The sequence below is a fragment of the Rhodococcus sp. WAY2 genome (assembly GCF_009859915.1).
GTDB classification, from domain to species: Bacteria; Actinomycetota; Actinomycetes; order Mycobacteriales; family Mycobacteriaceae; genus Rhodococcus_F; species Rhodococcus_F oxybenzonivorans.
In genome coordinates, this window is the sequence record NZ_CP046573.1 from 643,066 (window position 1) to 658,622 (window position 15,557).

The following is a 15,557-nucleotide window of genomic DNA, read 5'->3' on the forward strand; positions in this document are numbered from 1 at the left end:
CATTGCTCGGGCGACGAGTTGAGCCTCTCGTGCTGCTGGGATCTGGTGCTTCACAAAGGGGATCGACCGGGCCGTTCGCACTTGCTTCTCAGAATCGTGCCACCCCGGCGTCGACGACCAGCTCACCGTCGATGCGGATCGTGACATCAGGAACGAGGCCGTCGAGATGAAGGTCGCAGTTCACGTTGCCGCCGTAGCCGTTTGCGCTGTCCCCCATTGCGATATGCGCGGTCCCTTGCCGCTTCTTCGCCTCAGTGATGTCGTCCACCAACCGTGCTTCCGGGTTGATGCCGATTCCGAGCTCGCCGATGTTCAATGCGTTCGGTACGCCCGCGATGATGGCACGCAGACGGTCCGCTTCCTCACCGCCCTTGATCTCGGTCACCTCACCCTTGTCGACCGTCCAATGAATAGGCTGGACGATCCCACCGACATCGGTCATCGCGACCTCGACGACGACCTGTCCTACCGCCGTGCCCTCGACCGGCGGCAGCGAGACTTCGCCGCCTGGCCACGCCATGGTTTCGCAGCGATTCTGAGCGATTCCGGAAAGCCAGCCGACAGCGGTCCGGTCGGTGATGGACATCGTGATGTCGGTTCCGTTCGGCGCTGTCACGTGAGCCGTCGATCCCCCGGTGAGGATCTCTCGGAGCCTGGCAGCAGGTGCGCGCAGTTCGAGGAAGTCGTATTGCATCGCACCGTCCGACCAGCCCGATTCGTGCGGTGGCGAGTTGAGGGCGCCACGTACACCGGCCTCTTGCGCGAGCGGCTTGAGACTGGAGTGATAGGGAGACCGGCTGCAGGCGCTGATGACGACATTCGACGCCACGATCGCGTCGAGAACAGACTTCGGCAAGTCCTCGCCGCTCGTGCGTCGAGGGTCGATCATGATCACGACAGGCTCCGCGCCTACGGTTCGGACGGCCTCGCTCAGCGCCTTCGGAATCGAGGGCGAGGTGACTGTGTCGACGAGAATAACGACCTGCTCGCCGGCGCTGACCGCCAGGTATTTTTCGATCGTGCGCCGAGCGACGGCGCGAACGCGGTCCTGAGGTGTCATTCGACTCCAGTCCTTTCGTGGTTATGTGCACAAGCGGATTCCATCCCACATCGATCGCTCGACAGCCGATCCGATGTACGGGGCGAAAAAGGGTGTGAGCGCCCTGGCGCTCGAATCATCAGCACGTCATGTGGACGACGCTGCCTTTTACCATGCCCAGTGTACCATCCTGAAGCCAGGATCCAGCATGCAATAGGTGTCAGTTTTTCGCACCCCTTTGCGCCGTGGGTCCGGCGATGCGAGGGACAGCATGACGGGCCCTCGGCGGTAGGCGTGCAGCAGTACGATCGGCTCGAGCGGTCTTTCCCGGAGGATCTGTGTGCGCGTTGTTGTACCCGTCGCCCCGCTCCATGAGTGCGAATTCGACCTCAGCGAGGGTCCTGAACAGGGTGTGGCGATGAACGCAGGGTGGTGCGGTAGGTCACCGCTCATATCGTCACTGGTCAGAATGACCGACCTGGCGTCGACGGGCATGTCGCAGTCGACGATCCTCAGCGGCGACGAAATCATCTCGGCGTCGAAGTAGTCGTCAAGTGTAAAGGGTTTGCCATAGAACGCGGCACGAGGATTGTGCTGAGCCATTTGCCGATTGTTCACGACGATGGCGCCAAGATCTGTTTCGTCCTGGCCGGTATCGTGCAAAAACCGTCGTGCCTGCAAAGCCCAGCGGGGCGCACCGGCAACAGCTCCGTAGGGTCCTGTGCTCGCGATGGTGGTCAGTGCTGCGTACGCGATCATCTCGGGTGGCGCGGACACAGTGCTGTGCTACCGGACTGTGACGATGAAGGGGCACTCGCGGGCAGTCAAGGCCGCCGCGCGTTCAGGGGCAAACGATGTGGAGTGAAGACGCGTTCTACGCTGTGCGCTCGCCAGTAACGAAGGTTTCGTAGGTCGAGTGCGCGCTGCACGCTCATCAGCGTCGGCCCGGCCGCCGTCGCTCCGCCGAGGCGATCAGGGAAGGTGGTGATCCCATCAAAGTCGGCTGGAGTCATCCCGGCGTTCGTCAGCGCATTGCGTGCCGACTCGATCGTCAGATCCAATCCACTGCGCCCAAGATTGTTACCGAGGGGCGAGAATCCGACACCGGCCACCACCACCTGCCCGCGTAACGGATTACGCCGGGATGGACTCAGAACGAACTCCTTCGCCGACCGCCGCGTCAACCACGCCGCGCGCCAATGTACGCGGCGAAAGATAGGCGAGCGTCAACTCGGCATCATCATAACCGTGATACATGACCTCGACATCCAGACCGATATGGAGGTCGTCGACTCGGCACCCGAATATGTTGTTGGTGGCCAGCCTGATCGACGGCACGTCCTCGAGCTCGACATACGCGGTCGCGTAGGGTCGTGGAAGACTCAGCCCGAAGTCCCGGTAGCTCACGGTGTAGTTATAGACCTTGCCAACGCCGGACACTCGCTGATAGGTCAGTTCGGCTGATCTGCACGCAGGGCACCTCGGCAGAGGGTAGTGGGTCCAACGACTACAATCGCCGCAGCGTTGGATCACAAGTGATGCTCACGTAGCGATCGCCAGAACCCCTCTGTCTCCAGCATCCATGACTGGATGCAGGCCCTTCCACGATCCTGGTGGGTCCAGGATCGTGCTGCACATATTCCTCGCTCGTTCACTTCATTGCGTACCCGATACCCCGAAAGTCGCCCGCGGGGTATCGGTTACGCGCTGCATCACCAGGTTTAGTCAGCTGACCTCGAGAATGATTTTTCCGAAGAATGATGAGCTCTCCATCAGCAAGTGGGCGTCTTTGATCTGGTCGAGGTTGATGACCGAGTCGACGACCGTCTGAACCTTCCCGAGCTCGATCATCTCGAGTAGCCCGAGCATGGATCGCCGGAAGTGTTCGACGCTGGGTCGGCCGATGCCATGAATCTCGAGGCCCTTCACGAATGCGCGCCCCAGGTGCAACTGCACGCGAGCACCTGCAGTCACGCCCGTCGAAACATACCGGCCGTCTCGTTGGAGCAGATCGAAAACCTGGTCCCATACCGCTGCGCCCACGCCGTCGATCGCAACGTTGACGCCCGCGCCGTCGGTGATCCGTTTCACCGATTCACCGATGTCTTCACGGGAGTGATCTACCGCTTCGTTCGCTCCGAGTTTCAGTGCAGCAGCGCACTTTTCCGCGCTTCCGACTGTCGTGACGACTGTGCACCCGGAGGCACGTGCTACCTGGATGGCGAAACTCCCGACGCCGCTGCCGCCAGCCGTTACAAGGACTATCTCGCCGTCCTTGGCCCGAGCTCGGGTGACGGCGTTGTATGCGGTGTGGCCGGACGTCGGGATCCCTCCCGCCTCGATGTAGCTACACGTCGACGGCATCGGGAAGGTCAGCAGCGCCGGCGCAACCGCGAACTCAGCGTGTGCGTGTTTGCCACTCGCGACCACGGCGTCACCGACATGGATATGCGGGTTCAGCCGTGCCGCGTCCGAGCCCATGGCAACCACGGTGCCCGCCATGTCCCGCCCACCGATGTGCGGCAGCGGCTTGCGCACGCCGTGGGAGCCGTCCCGCGAGAAGATGTCCAGGCGATCCAAACTGCTCGCCTTGACCTCGACAAGCACCTCGTCCGGTGCGTACGTGGGAATCGGGAACTCACCGACCTCGAGTACGTCCACGCCGCCGATGGACGCGTGGAACGCAGCCTTCATCACAGACCTCACAGCACCGCACCTTCCGTTCGGACTGTCGCACTACCTGCGGCAAGCGGAGCACTCGCGCCGCACTCGGCTACGGAAGCCACCTCACGCATGGAAGTTGTACAGATTGCGCGCATTCGTCTCGGCGATCTTTTTGCAGTCGGCATCAGGGATGTCGGCCATCTGCTTGGCAAGCATTTCGCGAGTATGCGGATAGTTGCAGTCATTGTGCGGGAAATCGGCCTCCCACATCAGTTTGTCCATCCCGATCTTGTCGCGAAGTTCGAGAGCGATGTCATCGGAGATGAAGCAGGCCCAGAAATGGCGCTCGTAGAGCTCGACCGGAGAAATGGACTTGTCGACGTCCCCCACGCGCGTACGCTCCCACGTGAACTGCGTCCGTTCCACCATGTAGGGAATCCAACCGGCGCCGCCCTCGGACAGAGCGACCTTCACTCCGGGGTGCCGATTCAAAAGGCCGGAGTACATGAGATCGACCATCGCGCCCATCGAGTTGACCCCGCACAAACTGATCTGCACCGCTTCCGTCGACTCCGTCGACGGACTGAACAGCTTGCCACCGGTCCCGATATGCGTCGACAAGACCAGACCGGTCTCCTCGGCCGCGGCGAACACCGGATCCCAATGATCGGTCCACCACGACGGAAGGCCCAACGTCGTGGGGTTTTCGATCATGGTGATCGTGCGCGATCCCTTCGCAGCGCATCGACGCATCTCGGCTGCAGCGGCCACCGGATCCCACAGCGGAATGATGGACATCGGGATGAACCGATCCGGATACGAAGCGCACCACTCGTCGAGCATCCAGTCATTCCACGCCGAGACACAGGCGGCCGCCAAGTCCCAGTCGGTGGCTTCCAGAAAGCGCGTCCCCGCGAACCGCGGCCACTGAGGGAAGCAGAGGCTCGCCTGCACTCCGTCGACATCCATGGCTTTGACCCGCTCGTCGACGTCATAACACGCCGGGATCATGTCGTCGTAGCTGTTGGAACGAAAATCTCTGTCCGATCCGCCCTCGTCGCGGAAGATGCGGGTCGTCGGACTCCCCTGGAGCTGCACCGGATATCGGCGGCCTTCCCACTCCCAGAATTCATCCGGCCCGTTATCAGGCCGCACCACACGAGGCCCCGCCTCCCGATATTTCGCCGGTAGGTATTTCTCCCATACATGGCGTGGCTCGATCACGTGGTCGTCCACCGAGATCAGCTTGACGTCATCTGTGAGCATCAGGTCCCTCCTATTGATAGTGACCGCGCACTGAGGCAGTTACCGAGCACTGTATCCTGAATGCAGCATTTGTTCAACGGGTGCGGCTGTCCGCAACAGGCGGCGCTCGCCTTGAAATGACTGCTAGAGACGGACGTTGAGTTCCTTCTCGTGCGTTCCGGTTCGGCCACCGCATGATTGCCCTTTCGCATCCGACCGCATCATGCCCGACACGCAGCAGGATCGTGCCGATCACCTGGCCCGCCGGAAGTCGTTGACATGCACAAGGTGGGGCGTGCGCAGGCTGCACGCGCACAAGTGTTGTCTGGCCGTATTCGGCGCCGAAATACCGGACCGCCGGGGCGGCACCGCGCACTCCTCAGTGGTGAAGCCGATCGAGAATCGACCGGCGATCACCGAGCCGCGTGTCCTGAGCTAGCCACTGAAGCCGAGTTGAAGTGCGCCGGAGACGCCACACCGCCCCCCTGCCGGAACGGTGACCGACACCTTCGACCGCAGTTAGAACTTGACGACCCGCATCAGGGTTTCACCGAGAATGAGCGACTTCTGTTCTTCGGTCAGTTTATCCGTGTCGCGGATGAAGTTCACCGACTCCGCATAGGTATGCAGGCCGGGGTGCCCTGATTTTGTCTTCAGCTGCCTGAACCCGAGACGCCCGATTATTCGCGAAATATCCGACCCCCACATCACACGCTGAGCGCCATAGGCATCGATGATCGGGCTGACATGGGGCCACAGGTCATCATGTGGATACGGAGAATCGGAATATGTCAGGATGCCACTGAGCTTGACGAACACGTTCTCGTTCCGGGCCACGTCGAGAAGTTTGGGGAGGTCCCTGTACCACGGCTCGTACGGTTCGTGGAGTGGAGATTGCGGTGACAACGAGGTGTGATCGAGGATGATCTTGAGGTCGGGGTAGCGGGACGCGATCTCGTGCGCTATTTGAAGGTCCCCGGGTAAGTACGTGAATAAGGGCAATCCGGCCGCCTCGCACTCGCGGAACACGCCGTCAAAGGCGCCATCGTGATAGGCCCGAACTCCGTCCGGATATGACGAGATCGATAGACGCCAGCCGAGTTGCCGCGACGAGGATCCGGCCGAGTCTCGAATCGCTTGCTCCACGGGCACTGGTCCCGTCCACGGAAATGCTGGTCTGATCCAGCCGAATCGATCAGGCATCTGCGTCGACATATTCTGCGCCCACTCCCCCGCTTCGACGGTGCCGCGATCGACGGGAAACAGTAATGCACCGTTGACGCCCGCGGCGTCGAGCCAAGCAAGCGTGAGCTCACTCAAGAGCAGATCGTTGACTGCGGCGTCGCCTGGCTTCACCAGCCACACCGGGGGCTCGTGGAACTGGGCGTCAATTACTCGGTAACCGGCCCGAGGGCTCACGGCAGGCGTGACCTGCACGGGATCCGCGGCGGGCGCGGTCTCGCCCCCGGAGCGGGGGCCGTTGGCTGTGCAACCGGCGAGCGTGACGGTCGCAGCTCCGATGAGGGCGGCACGGCGACTGATGCGGGCAACCATGAGATTCACTTTCGGGCTGAGAGTTCGGGTATGAGGCTCACTCCGAACAACTGATTAAGCGGCTTAATCCGAACCGAGCACCATCAAGGGGCGTTCGTAGTCGTTCGGACTCATCCCGATTGACGAGTGCCTACGGCGACTATTATAGGTACCCATCCATTTGTCAATGGCAGCAACCCATTCCGCGATTTTGAACGTATCCCGATAACGGTACTCAGGTTTGAAGATGGACCATAGCGATTCGGCGCCAGAGTTGTCCCAGCATCGACCGGTCCGGCCCATAGATCGGCGCAGCCCGTGCCGTTCGCAGACGGATTCCATGCGGTCGCGCCCCAGATCCGGCCGCCCGCCGCACTTGTCGGCTTCCGCACCAGAGCCGAAGCGGATCACCCAGGCCACCACCGAGGTAAGCGGACCCACCGAGATGATCCCCCCACTCGCCGGATCTTGCCGACCGGCGCGGCGGCCCCGGAGTGAGCGGCCAGACCCCGGCGGCGATGACGGTGTCGCCGGCGGCCAGGGCAGCAATGGCCTCGCGACCCAGGTGTGCACGAGGTCGTTGCTAGGACGAGATCACCACCACCACCCCGGCCGGCCCGCACCGCACGAACCCCGCCCGGGGCACCCCGCGCCGTGGGCAGTTCGTTCTCGTGGGCAGTAGAAGCGCGCCATCTCGGCGCAGTCGACGATCTCTCGCGCGCCGGGACCTTCAGCATCAGCAACCGCGTCAGCCGGATCAGGCTGCCACCCGCTCGCCGACGACCACATGGCCGAACTCCTCCGGTGTGCCTGCCCCGCGACGGGGAACGCTCCGGAGCGGCCCCGGAACACGCGCTCGGCGCCCGCGGAGGTGGCATCGAACGCGCCCCGGACCCAGTCGGAACGGGTCGGATATTCGCGAAACTGCGGTGCGTACCCCATCATGGATGAGTACTGTACCTTATGCATCCAGGATACACCTGTGTCCGTGTAGGCCGAACCTTTCCATCTCGTCGAGGAGTAGCCGTGACCGATGTCCATTCGGTCAGCCCTGACCTGGGGTTTGATCCTGACCCGGGCCATGGACCCCAAAGGCACCGGCCGCACCCGGTGGACCCCGCCACTTACACCGTTAGCCGGACGCTCCCAAAGGGGGCCGCCGGCGGAGGTGTCGGAGCATCGTTCAGGAGGCGAAGCCGCTGCGCCAGGCAAGGACCGCCGCGTTGGTCCGGTCACTGACATCCAGCTTCGTCAGGATGCCGACACGGGCGCAGCCAACAGGTGACCCGATGGCGCAGCTGACCTCTCGTTCGGTGTGCTCGCGGTTCAGCGGGCGGGCCCGACGAGCTTTCCGCCGTCGACCACATAGCATTGGCCTGTCACCCACGATGCTTCGTCGCTGGCGAGGAAGAGCGCGACATTAGCTACCTCCGTGGGTTGGCCAAGACGCCCCAGCGGAACCGCCTCTTCGAGGCGGGCTACGAACTCCGGTCCCTTGACTTGCACTAATGGAGTATCCACTGGCCCCGGACAAATGGCGTTGACACGAATTCCATCGGCGGCGTATTCAACTGCTGCCTGGCGTGTCAGCATCACCATCGCCCCTTTACTCATCGCATACGCCCCTGCGCCCGGGGGCGGGTGAAAACCTGCAATGGATGCCGAGTTGACGATTGCCCCTCCTTGGGAGTCGAGCATGAGGGATATGCATCGTTGGAGCACGATCATTGCACCGCGGACGTTAACTGCGAAGACTCGATCAAACTCATCCAGTGAGCACTCGTGCAACCGGGCCAATCTCGCGGTACCAATTCCCGCGTTGTTGCAAAGTATGTCGATTCCGCCGAACTTCCGTCGCGCAAAATCGACCAGTGCGTCAACCGACTCGACATCGGTGACGTCGCAGTGATGAGGAAGGATCGAGTCAGGGAACCCAGCAGGCGTAGCGCCTTCGGTTCCGTTGACGTCGGCGGCCAACACTGTTGCCCCCTCGCTTGCGAACAGTTGCGCCATGGCCCGCCCCAAACCAGAGCCAGCTCCGGTCACGATGGCAGTTTTTCCCGCTAGGCGCTCAGTCATCTCGCTCCTTCGATTGGTGGGGTCCTTCACGAGTGCGGCCGAACCTGGGTCCACCACTAGCGTCGCGACGACGTCTCGTGAGCGATGTCGCTGAGGGCAGCACGAAGCGCCGGCTCGATCACGGCTTGGGTCCCGGCGACGGCGTCATTGAGCTGGTTGGGCGTGGAGGCACCGAGCAAGACGGAGGTCACACCTGGGTAGTCGAGCGTCCACCGAAGGGCTAGGTGCCCTGGAGCTATACCCCACTGGCGTGCGAGCTCGACTAAGGCACCGACCTTGGCGCGCGCCGCGGACGTGTCGTAACGCTGCCGGTAGGTCACCCTGGAGCCCATCCGGGAACTCTCCGACGGCGCTTGCCCGTCAACGTAGCGCCCGGTCAGTGCACCGCCGGCGAGGACCTGATGAGCGAGGACGCTCACCTCCTCGGCTAGACACGCGGGGACCGCGTCGCGGAGATGCTCGGGCACCAAGAGGCTGATCGGTAACTGGATTCCTTCGAACCTGCTGATCCCCAAGCGATCCGAGATCCAAAGACTCTTGTAGACCTGCCATGGCTTCCAACCGGAGCAGGCGATCGAGCGGACCTTTCCTGATGCAACGAACCCCTCGAGGGTGCGCATCAGTTCCTCAATCCCGGTCAGCGGGTCGTAGAGGTGCACCGTGTAGATGTCGATGTAGTCGGTTCCGAGGCGGCGGAGGCTGGCGTCGAGGCCGGCCGTGAGGTGCTTCCTGGAAAGGCCGGCATCGGTGGGTGCGATGCCGTGTGCCCACCGTTCCGCGTGATCCAGCCCTTCTGGTGAACGAGCCCTCGCGAGCTCGCCCTCGCCGTCACCCACCCGGGAGCCCACCTTGGTCGAAATGATCACCGAGTCCCGATGACGTGCAAGCGCCCTGCCAAGCACGACCTCGCTACGACCGCCCGCATATATGTTCGCCGTGTCGAACGTGTTGATGCCGGCCTCGAGCGCCCGCTCGACGAGCCCGACAGCAGCGTCCTCCTCCACCGTGTCCCCGAACGTGGCCGCGCCGAGCACAAGCTCGGAGACGAGGAGACCACTCCGACCGAAAGGTACGTACTTCACAAGACTCTCACCGCACTATTCAGAGCAACGACGCTGGGAGCTAACTGCACGATGCCGGCTTCACGCATCGTGATCTTCGAGAAGCCGAACTCCTCGTGCCGCGCTTCACCGGTGATCGTCCCCGACTTGTGAACATCGACCGGACCACCCATTGACCGAACGGAAGCCATTCTCATCCCTTGTACGACATCGAGTACGGTGCGACCGATGCGTTTCCACGCGGAGACGGACTCAACCTTAGAAGCCCGCGGCGACCACACGCGAACATGCCTCCACTAAACGGAAAGATTGCCAAGGGGACCAGCGCTCGCGGGGTTCTTTTCGTCAGCGGACTTTGCCATCGCAGGCACTAGACGGACGATTTCGGCAGGCCCTGCAACGAGATGCGCGATGGCCGGCCGTATCTCCCGCATTGCCGCGCTCGAGCCATGCACGTCTCGCGCCGCCTGATCGCTGTACAGTTCGTATGTCCATATTGTGACGAGATCGTCTGTGGCTTCGTGCATTACGAAGATTTCGGTCCCCACTTCCGTATTCGCCTGCTCTACCATCCGGCTGAGGGCGGCGAGTAGTTCACTGCGCTTGCCAGGGAGCGCTGCGAGCTTTGCGATTTCTGCAACCTTCGTCATACAACACCTCAACTTATTCATCCCCCGCAGGGAGGGTCCGATCGGGCTCGATGGCACTGATTTGTACGATTGTTCCACACTTAGACATCCTGGATGCAGGATGCCTGAGGCTACCGCTGGGCTCTCACCCGGTCAAGCGCCTCCGACATTCGCGCCATCAGCGACCTCGACCTGGTCTGTTTCACGGCCGGATGTACGCATCCGATCATCATCAGATGCGTGCACTAGCCGCCACCCAGGCGGCCTCACCCTGACTGCCACCCCTTCGTGCAGCAGGCCCGTCACCGTCCACCGAGGCGCGCGACCACTGGCGCGAACTTCTCCATATTTCGAGCAAGGACCGTCACCCGATTGAACCCATACGTGTCTCGCCGCTCCTCGAGGGTGTCGACAATCCGATCGACGTCTCCGATGAGCACATGTGGATGCTCGAGCGCGGCAGATGTCGACATCCTGAGCAGCCCACCGGTCTCCTCCACGAGGCGCGCCTCCAGCGACTCATCGATCCGGTCGGAATGCACGACGAAAGGTACACCAACCTCGAGTTCGAGCTCATCGAACCGATCATCGGCGGCGTCGCGAACCCAGCCGATCTGTTCGCGGGTCTTTTGCGCATTCGAAAGGTCGAGAATAGACGGAGCCAGTTTATCGCCCACGGCCACGTTGAAGGCGACGACGTCGCCTAGGCGAGCAGCCAGACTCAGCATCCGGCGCCGCCCCCCACCGATGGCAATCGTCGGCATCTTTTCGGGAACCGGCCGCGCGGAGAAACCAGCCACCTGCAGCCCCGTCACACCCGCGACGTCAAGAGGTTCGCCAGCAAAGCTGGCTCGCAGGATCTTCACAACATCGCCGAGCCTGTCGATTCGCGTTCCCGGTGGATCGAACGGGATTCCCATCGCGTCATACTCGGACTTCATCCAGCCTGCACCTAGGCCGACGTCCAGGCGGCCCGGGCTGATCGCGTCGATCGTTGCAAGCTCTTTGGCGAGCACGACGGGATGGTGGTAGTCAATGCAGATCACCCGAAAGCCAATCGCGATCGCAGACGTGTTGCCCGCTATGGCTGCTGCAAGCGGTAGTGCTGCAAGCACCTGCGGCGCGTGATTCGCGGCAGTCATCGCTGGTCCGGGCCCAGCGTAGTGATCATTGATGTAGAAGCCGTGGAAACCGAGGGCCTCCGCCTGTTGCGCCAATCGGACAGTGTCGCTCGGCGTGTCACCACCGTTGCTCATCAGGCCGAAGCGGAAGGGCTTACGCATAGTGGTCATCGGGAAAGTAACTCAACTTCCAGTCGTCGCCGGCTCGACGTCTAGCCATTGCTCGACTTGGATGAGGTTTCCATCTGGGTCCCTCAACGTCGCAGTCGCGATAGTCCCCCCGGACGGCTCTCCGCTCCATTCACCACCGAGCCGGGCTGGCGCCGAGGACAACGCGGGATAACCTTTCTCCCGCGCCCGTTCGAGAGTGGCGTCGATGTCAGCAACCAGGACCGCAGCGTGGTGAATGCCGAGATCGAACCAGTCTGCCGGTGCCCCCTTGGCTTTGCTCCCGAATTGCTGGTCAAGGACGATGTAGCCGGAACCAGGACCTTCGTCCCACCGAAGATAGACAGCACGGCGATGAAAAGGTCGGTCGACTCCGTCCCGCTTCTCTTCACGATCGATGGACACTCGAAGCCCGACCACCTGCGTATAGAACTGAATCGAACGCTCCATGTCTGTCACGCCGATTGCGATGTGCGAGATACCAACGCATGTCATCTCGATAAATCCTTCTGATTCGTCGTTGCGATTCGAACCTCGAATCGATGTCGGCCGACCCGGGTGGCAGATTCCTCCAACGGGGGCACGTCGCGCACTTCGGAAGAGTCCTGGATTCAGGATTCTCTCACGCTACCGTGCGGCTCTCAGCCGGTCAAGCGGGTCCCGTGACCGGTAGTACGCGCGTGCCCCGCTGTCGTCGGCGGACCCGCCGCCGTGACAGGCGACAAGTAAGTCTCGATCGAATGTCCGTCGGACCGGCTCACCGGGAGGAGTGCGGCGCGAGGGACGGAGGACGTCAACGACCATCGCTGCGACTTCGGGCCCCCTTGACCGACCGAGAGGCTCGCGGTAACTTCTTCGCATCCTACATCCAGGCTGTCTTAGATCGCCGGACAATCAGTGCTCCATGACAACTTCCACTCAGGTCAGTCGGCACCGAGCCAAGGCTGAAATTGCTGTGGCCGAATCAAAGGACGTACTTGTATGACATACGTTGGAATCTCGCATATCGCAATCGGCGCGACGGACACCGGGGGCCCTGGGGGCATGCAGGAATCCGAAGGCCAGGGAAGCGTCGGTGACGCGCTGGTCGTCGAGCGGATTGGGCGGCTGGGGTCGGTCCTGTGAGCACGCACGTCATGGATGCAACGGGACTGGAGCTGCCTGAAGGAGTCGTGGACCTGTACGTGCACGCGCTCCCTGACCTGATCGAACGGATAGAGGACGACCTAACGCTCGCAGAGCGCCTCCGGGCGGCGGGGTTCCGCGGTGGACTTCACCGACATCATTTCGAGCCCACTGCCAGCCGGTGCCGATTCGTTCAGCAGGTCACGGGGTTCGATCTGTATGGCGCCATTCTGTGCAACGACACCGTCGGCGGGTTGAACTCCCTGGCCGTGGAGGTTGCCTTGGCGGCCGGCGCCAAGTGGGTGGGGCTGCCGACCCTGAGTGCCGCGCACCACCAGAAGGCGGTCGCGCACGTTCCCGAGGCCGCCCGGCGCGGCGTCGACTTCGCCGCAGGGTCGATCCGGTTGGTGACAGAGGACGGGCGCCTGCTCGACTCCGTGCGATCCATCGTCGACCTTGCGGACGAGTACGACGTACCAGTGGGCGTCGGGTACCCCAGCTACGAGGAGTGCGTCGCGCTCTTGAAGGCAGGCCGCCGAAGTGCGGCACCGTTCGTCCTGACCAACCCGAACTGGACGATGGGCCTCAGCTTGAGTGAGGTCGAGACATTGCTCGGCTTCGGGAACGTCGTTGTCGAGATCACTGCGTACAGTCTCTACCGTGCTCCTGCTGAGCAGGTGGACAGCATGTTCGATCGGCTGGCTAAGGTCGCGCGGCTCGCGGGTGATGTGCGTATGGTTCTGACCTCTGACTCCGGCATCACCAAAGCACCTCCAGCACCTGAACTGATGCGCTGGGCAGTCGCGGAACTGATCACGCGCGGCTTCAACGAGGCTCGGGTGCACCGCATGATCACCGCGACCCCGGCGGAGCTGCTAGGGCTCCGCTGAGTGGGCTGGATCGCTTCCAAGCCGTCGCCGGCGTCTGGATGAGGTCAGCACGACGGAAGTATGGGCGGTCCGCGGCAATCGCCGGTCGGACGTTGCCCTGACCCCGGTATTTGACCCGGGGTATCAAAGACGAGCTCAACGAGCTGACGAGACATTCAAGCGGTGCCTCGCAACCAATCCGTAGGACACCACCTCATCACAGGCGCCTGAAATTTGTAAGCCTTGGCAAAGTAGACAGCCTGGATCCAGGCTGCGGAGCACCCGCCGCCACGGCAGGCGTCACACTCGCACCATCGGGCCCTCAATAGATGATCAGTTGACTCGACTGATTCCAGACCTGCGTGCCTGGGTCGGTCGCTAAGGGCCAGGTGCGCAGATCCGGAGATCGAAGGCGGGACGGATGCATCGGCCCGGTGGGCGCACACCGTCACCGGGTCTTCGTCAGGAACCATCACCACTGACCCGACCCCGTCGGAGGATTTGGAGTAGCAGGATGACCGTGCGTTTCGACAACCAGGTCGTAATCGTCACTGGAGCAGGAACTGGAATGGGGAGAGCGCACGCGCTGCTCCTCGCCGACCGTGGCGCCGCCGTCGTGGTAAACGATATCCGTGGCGCTGCCGACGTGGCCTCTGAAATCACTGCTGGTGGAGGCCATGCCGTCGCCGATACGAACGACATCGCAGAACCGGCTGGCGCATCGGCACTGGTGCAAACCGCGCTCGACTCCTTCGGCGGTCTTCACGGCATCGTCAACAACGCCGGAATATCGATCCATGCCGAGCTGTTGGACATCACGCCCGAGCTCCTTGATCGAACGATGAGGGTCAATGCGTACGGACCGCTCTTCATTGCTCAGGTCGCCTGGCCGCATCTGCAGAAGTCCAATGGTCGGATCGTGATGATCTCTTCGATGGCGGCAGTCAGTGGATCGGCTCACCTCGCTCACTACGCCAGTTCGAAAGGCGCACTTCTCGCGATGACGCGTGCGCTAGCAGCGGAAGGCGCAAATGCCGGCATCGGAGTCAATGCAGTCCTTCCGACAGCATTCACCTCCATGATGCGCGACACCGATGGCGTCGCAGGCGCCGCGCGTTTGCGCGTGCGGAATATGATGGCGGAGGATCTCAGCCTGGACTTCTCCGACGACGAGGGTTTGGAATCTCAATCCACGGCGATCGTGTCCTCCCTGGTGGCATGGCTGCTACACCCCGACTGCACGGCTCAGGGCGAGTTCTTCAGGGCGAGCACACGTTGGACCCGAAGGGCGACCTATGTCATGTCCGAAGGCATTATCAGCAAGGGGCTCACTCCCGAGGATATTCGAGACAATTTTGCACGCATCAACGACATGTCGGTCACCGAAACGCCGCCCACGTCTCTCACAGTCTGAGCGAGGTGTTGAATTTCTCTGACCCGTCGGCAACCGCAGGCTATCGCGCCACCCGACCTCGGGCGGCACCGGCGGCAAGGGCAGCATCACTATCCGGTCAGCTGCGACCCGGTCACCGGGCGTGCAGCCCCAGGACCCGCATCTTCCGGGCGTTGGCCCTGGTGAAGAACCCGGCTGACTGGGTGTTGAAGTCCTCGGGACCGGTGAAGGTCCAGCCGAGTAGGAAGGGCCGCTCGAGGTAACCGTGGAGCCGCTCGAGCATCCCCTTGGCTTCAAGGGTCGGCGGGCTTGCAGATGTACACCTTCGCACCCAGCACGCTGCGGAACCCCTGACAGTCCAACATGAGCTCGGACTGCCGTGCACGCCACCTGCCGACCGCTCCTTCGCCGTCCCACACCAGCGTCTTCGGCACACCCTGCAGCTGGGTCGCCAACAGCTGCCCCAGCCCGCGTTCGAGGGTGGCGTTGATCAGCCCCGGGATGAGCCCGCCATCGCGGGTTCGGCTCAAACTGACCGGAATCGATCTTGGCGGACCCAGTTTGTGGAGGCCGCCGGACAGCGTTGTCCTCTACCGTGTCCCCGAACGTGACCGCGCCAAGCAAGAGCTTC

The 15,557-nt window shown here is 62.5% G+C and carries 17 protein-coding genes; 3 read left to right on the forward strand and 14 right to left on the reverse strand.

Annotated elements, in window-relative coordinates; genetic code table 11:
- Nucleotides 1-88: 88 nt before the first annotated feature.
- The 12 genes from GFS60_RS33005 to GFS60_RS40475 all read right to left on the reverse strand — a co-directional run bounded on the left by GFS60_RS33005 (nt 89) and on the right by GFS60_RS40475 (nt 12,034).
- On the reverse strand, nt 89-1,060 hold the full coding sequence (locus tag GFS60_RS33005) for an aminopeptidase (RefSeq protein WP_159928549.1): 972 nt from the start codon (nt 1,058-1,060) through the stop codon (nt 89-91).
- Between the two features lie 147 nt (nt 1,061-1,207).
- Nucleotides 1,208-1,816, reverse strand: coding sequence for a hypothetical protein (locus GFS60_RS33010; protein WP_159928551.1), 609 nt, complete (start codon nt 1,814-1,816; stop codon nt 1,208-1,210).
- 357 nt (nt 1,817-2,173) lie between these two features.
- Nucleotides 2,174-2,572 carry a Zn-ribbon domain-containing OB-fold protein gene (locus GFS60_RS33015; RefSeq protein WP_159929114.1) on the reverse strand — a complete coding sequence of 133 codons (399 nt, stop codon included), beginning with the start codon at nt 2,570-2,572 and terminating at the stop codon, nt 2,174-2,176.
- Nucleotides 2,573-2,764: 192 nt separating this feature from the next.
- Complete coding sequence (locus tag GFS60_RS33020) at nt 2,765-3,745, reverse strand: quinone oxidoreductase family protein (RefSeq protein WP_159928553.1); 981 nt, start codon at nt 3,743-3,745, stop codon at nt 2,765-2,767.
- An 81-nt stretch (nt 3,746-3,826) separates the two neighbouring features.
- On the reverse strand, nt 3,827-4,969 hold the full coding sequence (locus GFS60_RS33025) for an amidohydrolase family protein (RefSeq protein WP_159928555.1): 1,143 nt from the start codon (nt 4,967-4,969) through the stop codon (nt 3,827-3,829).
- A gap of 498 nt (nt 4,970-5,467) precedes the next feature.
- Nucleotides 5,468-6,313, reverse strand: coding sequence for an amidohydrolase family protein (locus tag GFS60_RS33030; protein ID WP_159928557.1), 846 nt, complete (start codon nt 6,311-6,313; stop codon nt 5,468-5,470).
- Between the two features lie 252 nt (nt 6,314-6,565).
- Nucleotides 6,566-6,823, reverse strand: coding sequence for an integrase core domain-containing protein (locus GFS60_RS40470; protein WP_442972224.1), 258 nt, complete (start codon nt 6,821-6,823; stop codon nt 6,566-6,568).
- A gap of 984 nt (nt 6,824-7,807) precedes the next feature.
- Nucleotides 7,808-8,560, reverse strand: a complete 753-nt coding sequence (locus tag GFS60_RS33040; RefSeq protein WP_159928561.1) for an SDR family NAD(P)-dependent oxidoreductase — start codon at nt 8,558-8,560, stop codon at nt 7,808-7,810.
- A 56-nt stretch (nt 8,561-8,616) separates the two neighbouring features.
- Nucleotides 8,617-9,642, reverse strand: coding sequence for an aldo/keto reductase (locus GFS60_RS33045; RefSeq protein WP_159928563.1), 1,026 nt, complete (start codon nt 9,640-9,642; stop codon nt 8,617-8,619).
- 275 nt (nt 9,643-9,917) lie between these two features.
- Nucleotides 9,918-10,271 carry a putative quinol monooxygenase gene (locus GFS60_RS33050; RefSeq protein ID WP_159928565.1) on the reverse strand — a complete coding sequence of 118 codons (354 nt, stop codon included), beginning with the start codon at nt 10,269-10,271 and terminating at the stop codon, nt 9,918-9,920.
- Nucleotides 10,272-10,552: 281 nt separating this feature from the next.
- The gene (locus GFS60_RS33055) at nt 10,553-11,542 is read right to left on the reverse strand and encodes a TIGR03621 family F420-dependent LLM class oxidoreductase (protein WP_159928567.1); all 990 of its coding nucleotides are present in this window, start codon (nt 11,540-11,542) and stop codon (nt 10,553-10,555) included.
- A 12-nt stretch (nt 11,543-11,554) separates the two neighbouring features.
- Nucleotides 11,555-12,034: a VOC family protein gene (locus tag GFS60_RS40475; RefSeq protein WP_442972213.1), complete on the reverse strand. Its 480-nt coding sequence runs from the start codon at nt 12,032-12,034 to the stop codon at nt 11,555-11,557.
- 486 nt (nt 12,035-12,520) lie between these two features.
- On the opposite strand from GFS60_RS40475, the gene GFS60_RS33065 reads away from it, so the two are divergent.
- The 3 genes from GFS60_RS33065 to GFS60_RS33075 all read left to right on the forward strand — a co-directional run bounded on the left by GFS60_RS33065 (nt 12,521) and on the right by GFS60_RS33075 (nt 14,947).
- On the forward strand, nt 12,521-12,664 hold the full coding sequence (locus GFS60_RS33065; RefSeq protein ID WP_159928571.1) for a hypothetical protein: 144 nt from the start codon (nt 12,521-12,523) through the stop codon (nt 12,662-12,664).
- Between the two features lie 11 nt (nt 12,665-12,675).
- Entirely contained in the window at nt 12,676-13,554 is an 879-nt protein-coding gene (locus GFS60_RS33070) for a DUF6282 family protein (RefSeq protein WP_159928573.1), read from the forward strand.
- Nucleotides 13,555-14,047: 493 nt separating this feature from the next.
- Nucleotides 14,048-14,947: an SDR family NAD(P)-dependent oxidoreductase gene (locus tag GFS60_RS33075; RefSeq protein WP_159928575.1), complete on the forward strand. Its 900-nt coding sequence runs from the start codon at nt 14,048-14,050 to the stop codon at nt 14,945-14,947.
- A gap of 112 nt (nt 14,948-15,059) precedes the next feature.
- Here the strand turns inward: GFS60_RS33075 and GFS60_RS33080 are convergent, their stop codons facing one another.
- Entirely contained in the window at nt 15,060-15,209 is a 150-nt protein-coding gene (locus GFS60_RS33080) for a hypothetical protein (protein ID WP_159928577.1), read from the reverse strand.
- A gap of 10 nt (nt 15,210-15,219) precedes the next feature.
- Nucleotides 15,220-15,456 carry a hypothetical protein gene (locus GFS60_RS33085; RefSeq protein ID WP_159928579.1) on the reverse strand — a complete coding sequence of 79 codons (237 nt, stop codon included), beginning with the start codon at nt 15,454-15,456 and terminating at the stop codon, nt 15,220-15,222.
- Nucleotides 15,457-15,557 lie beyond the last annotated feature (101 nt).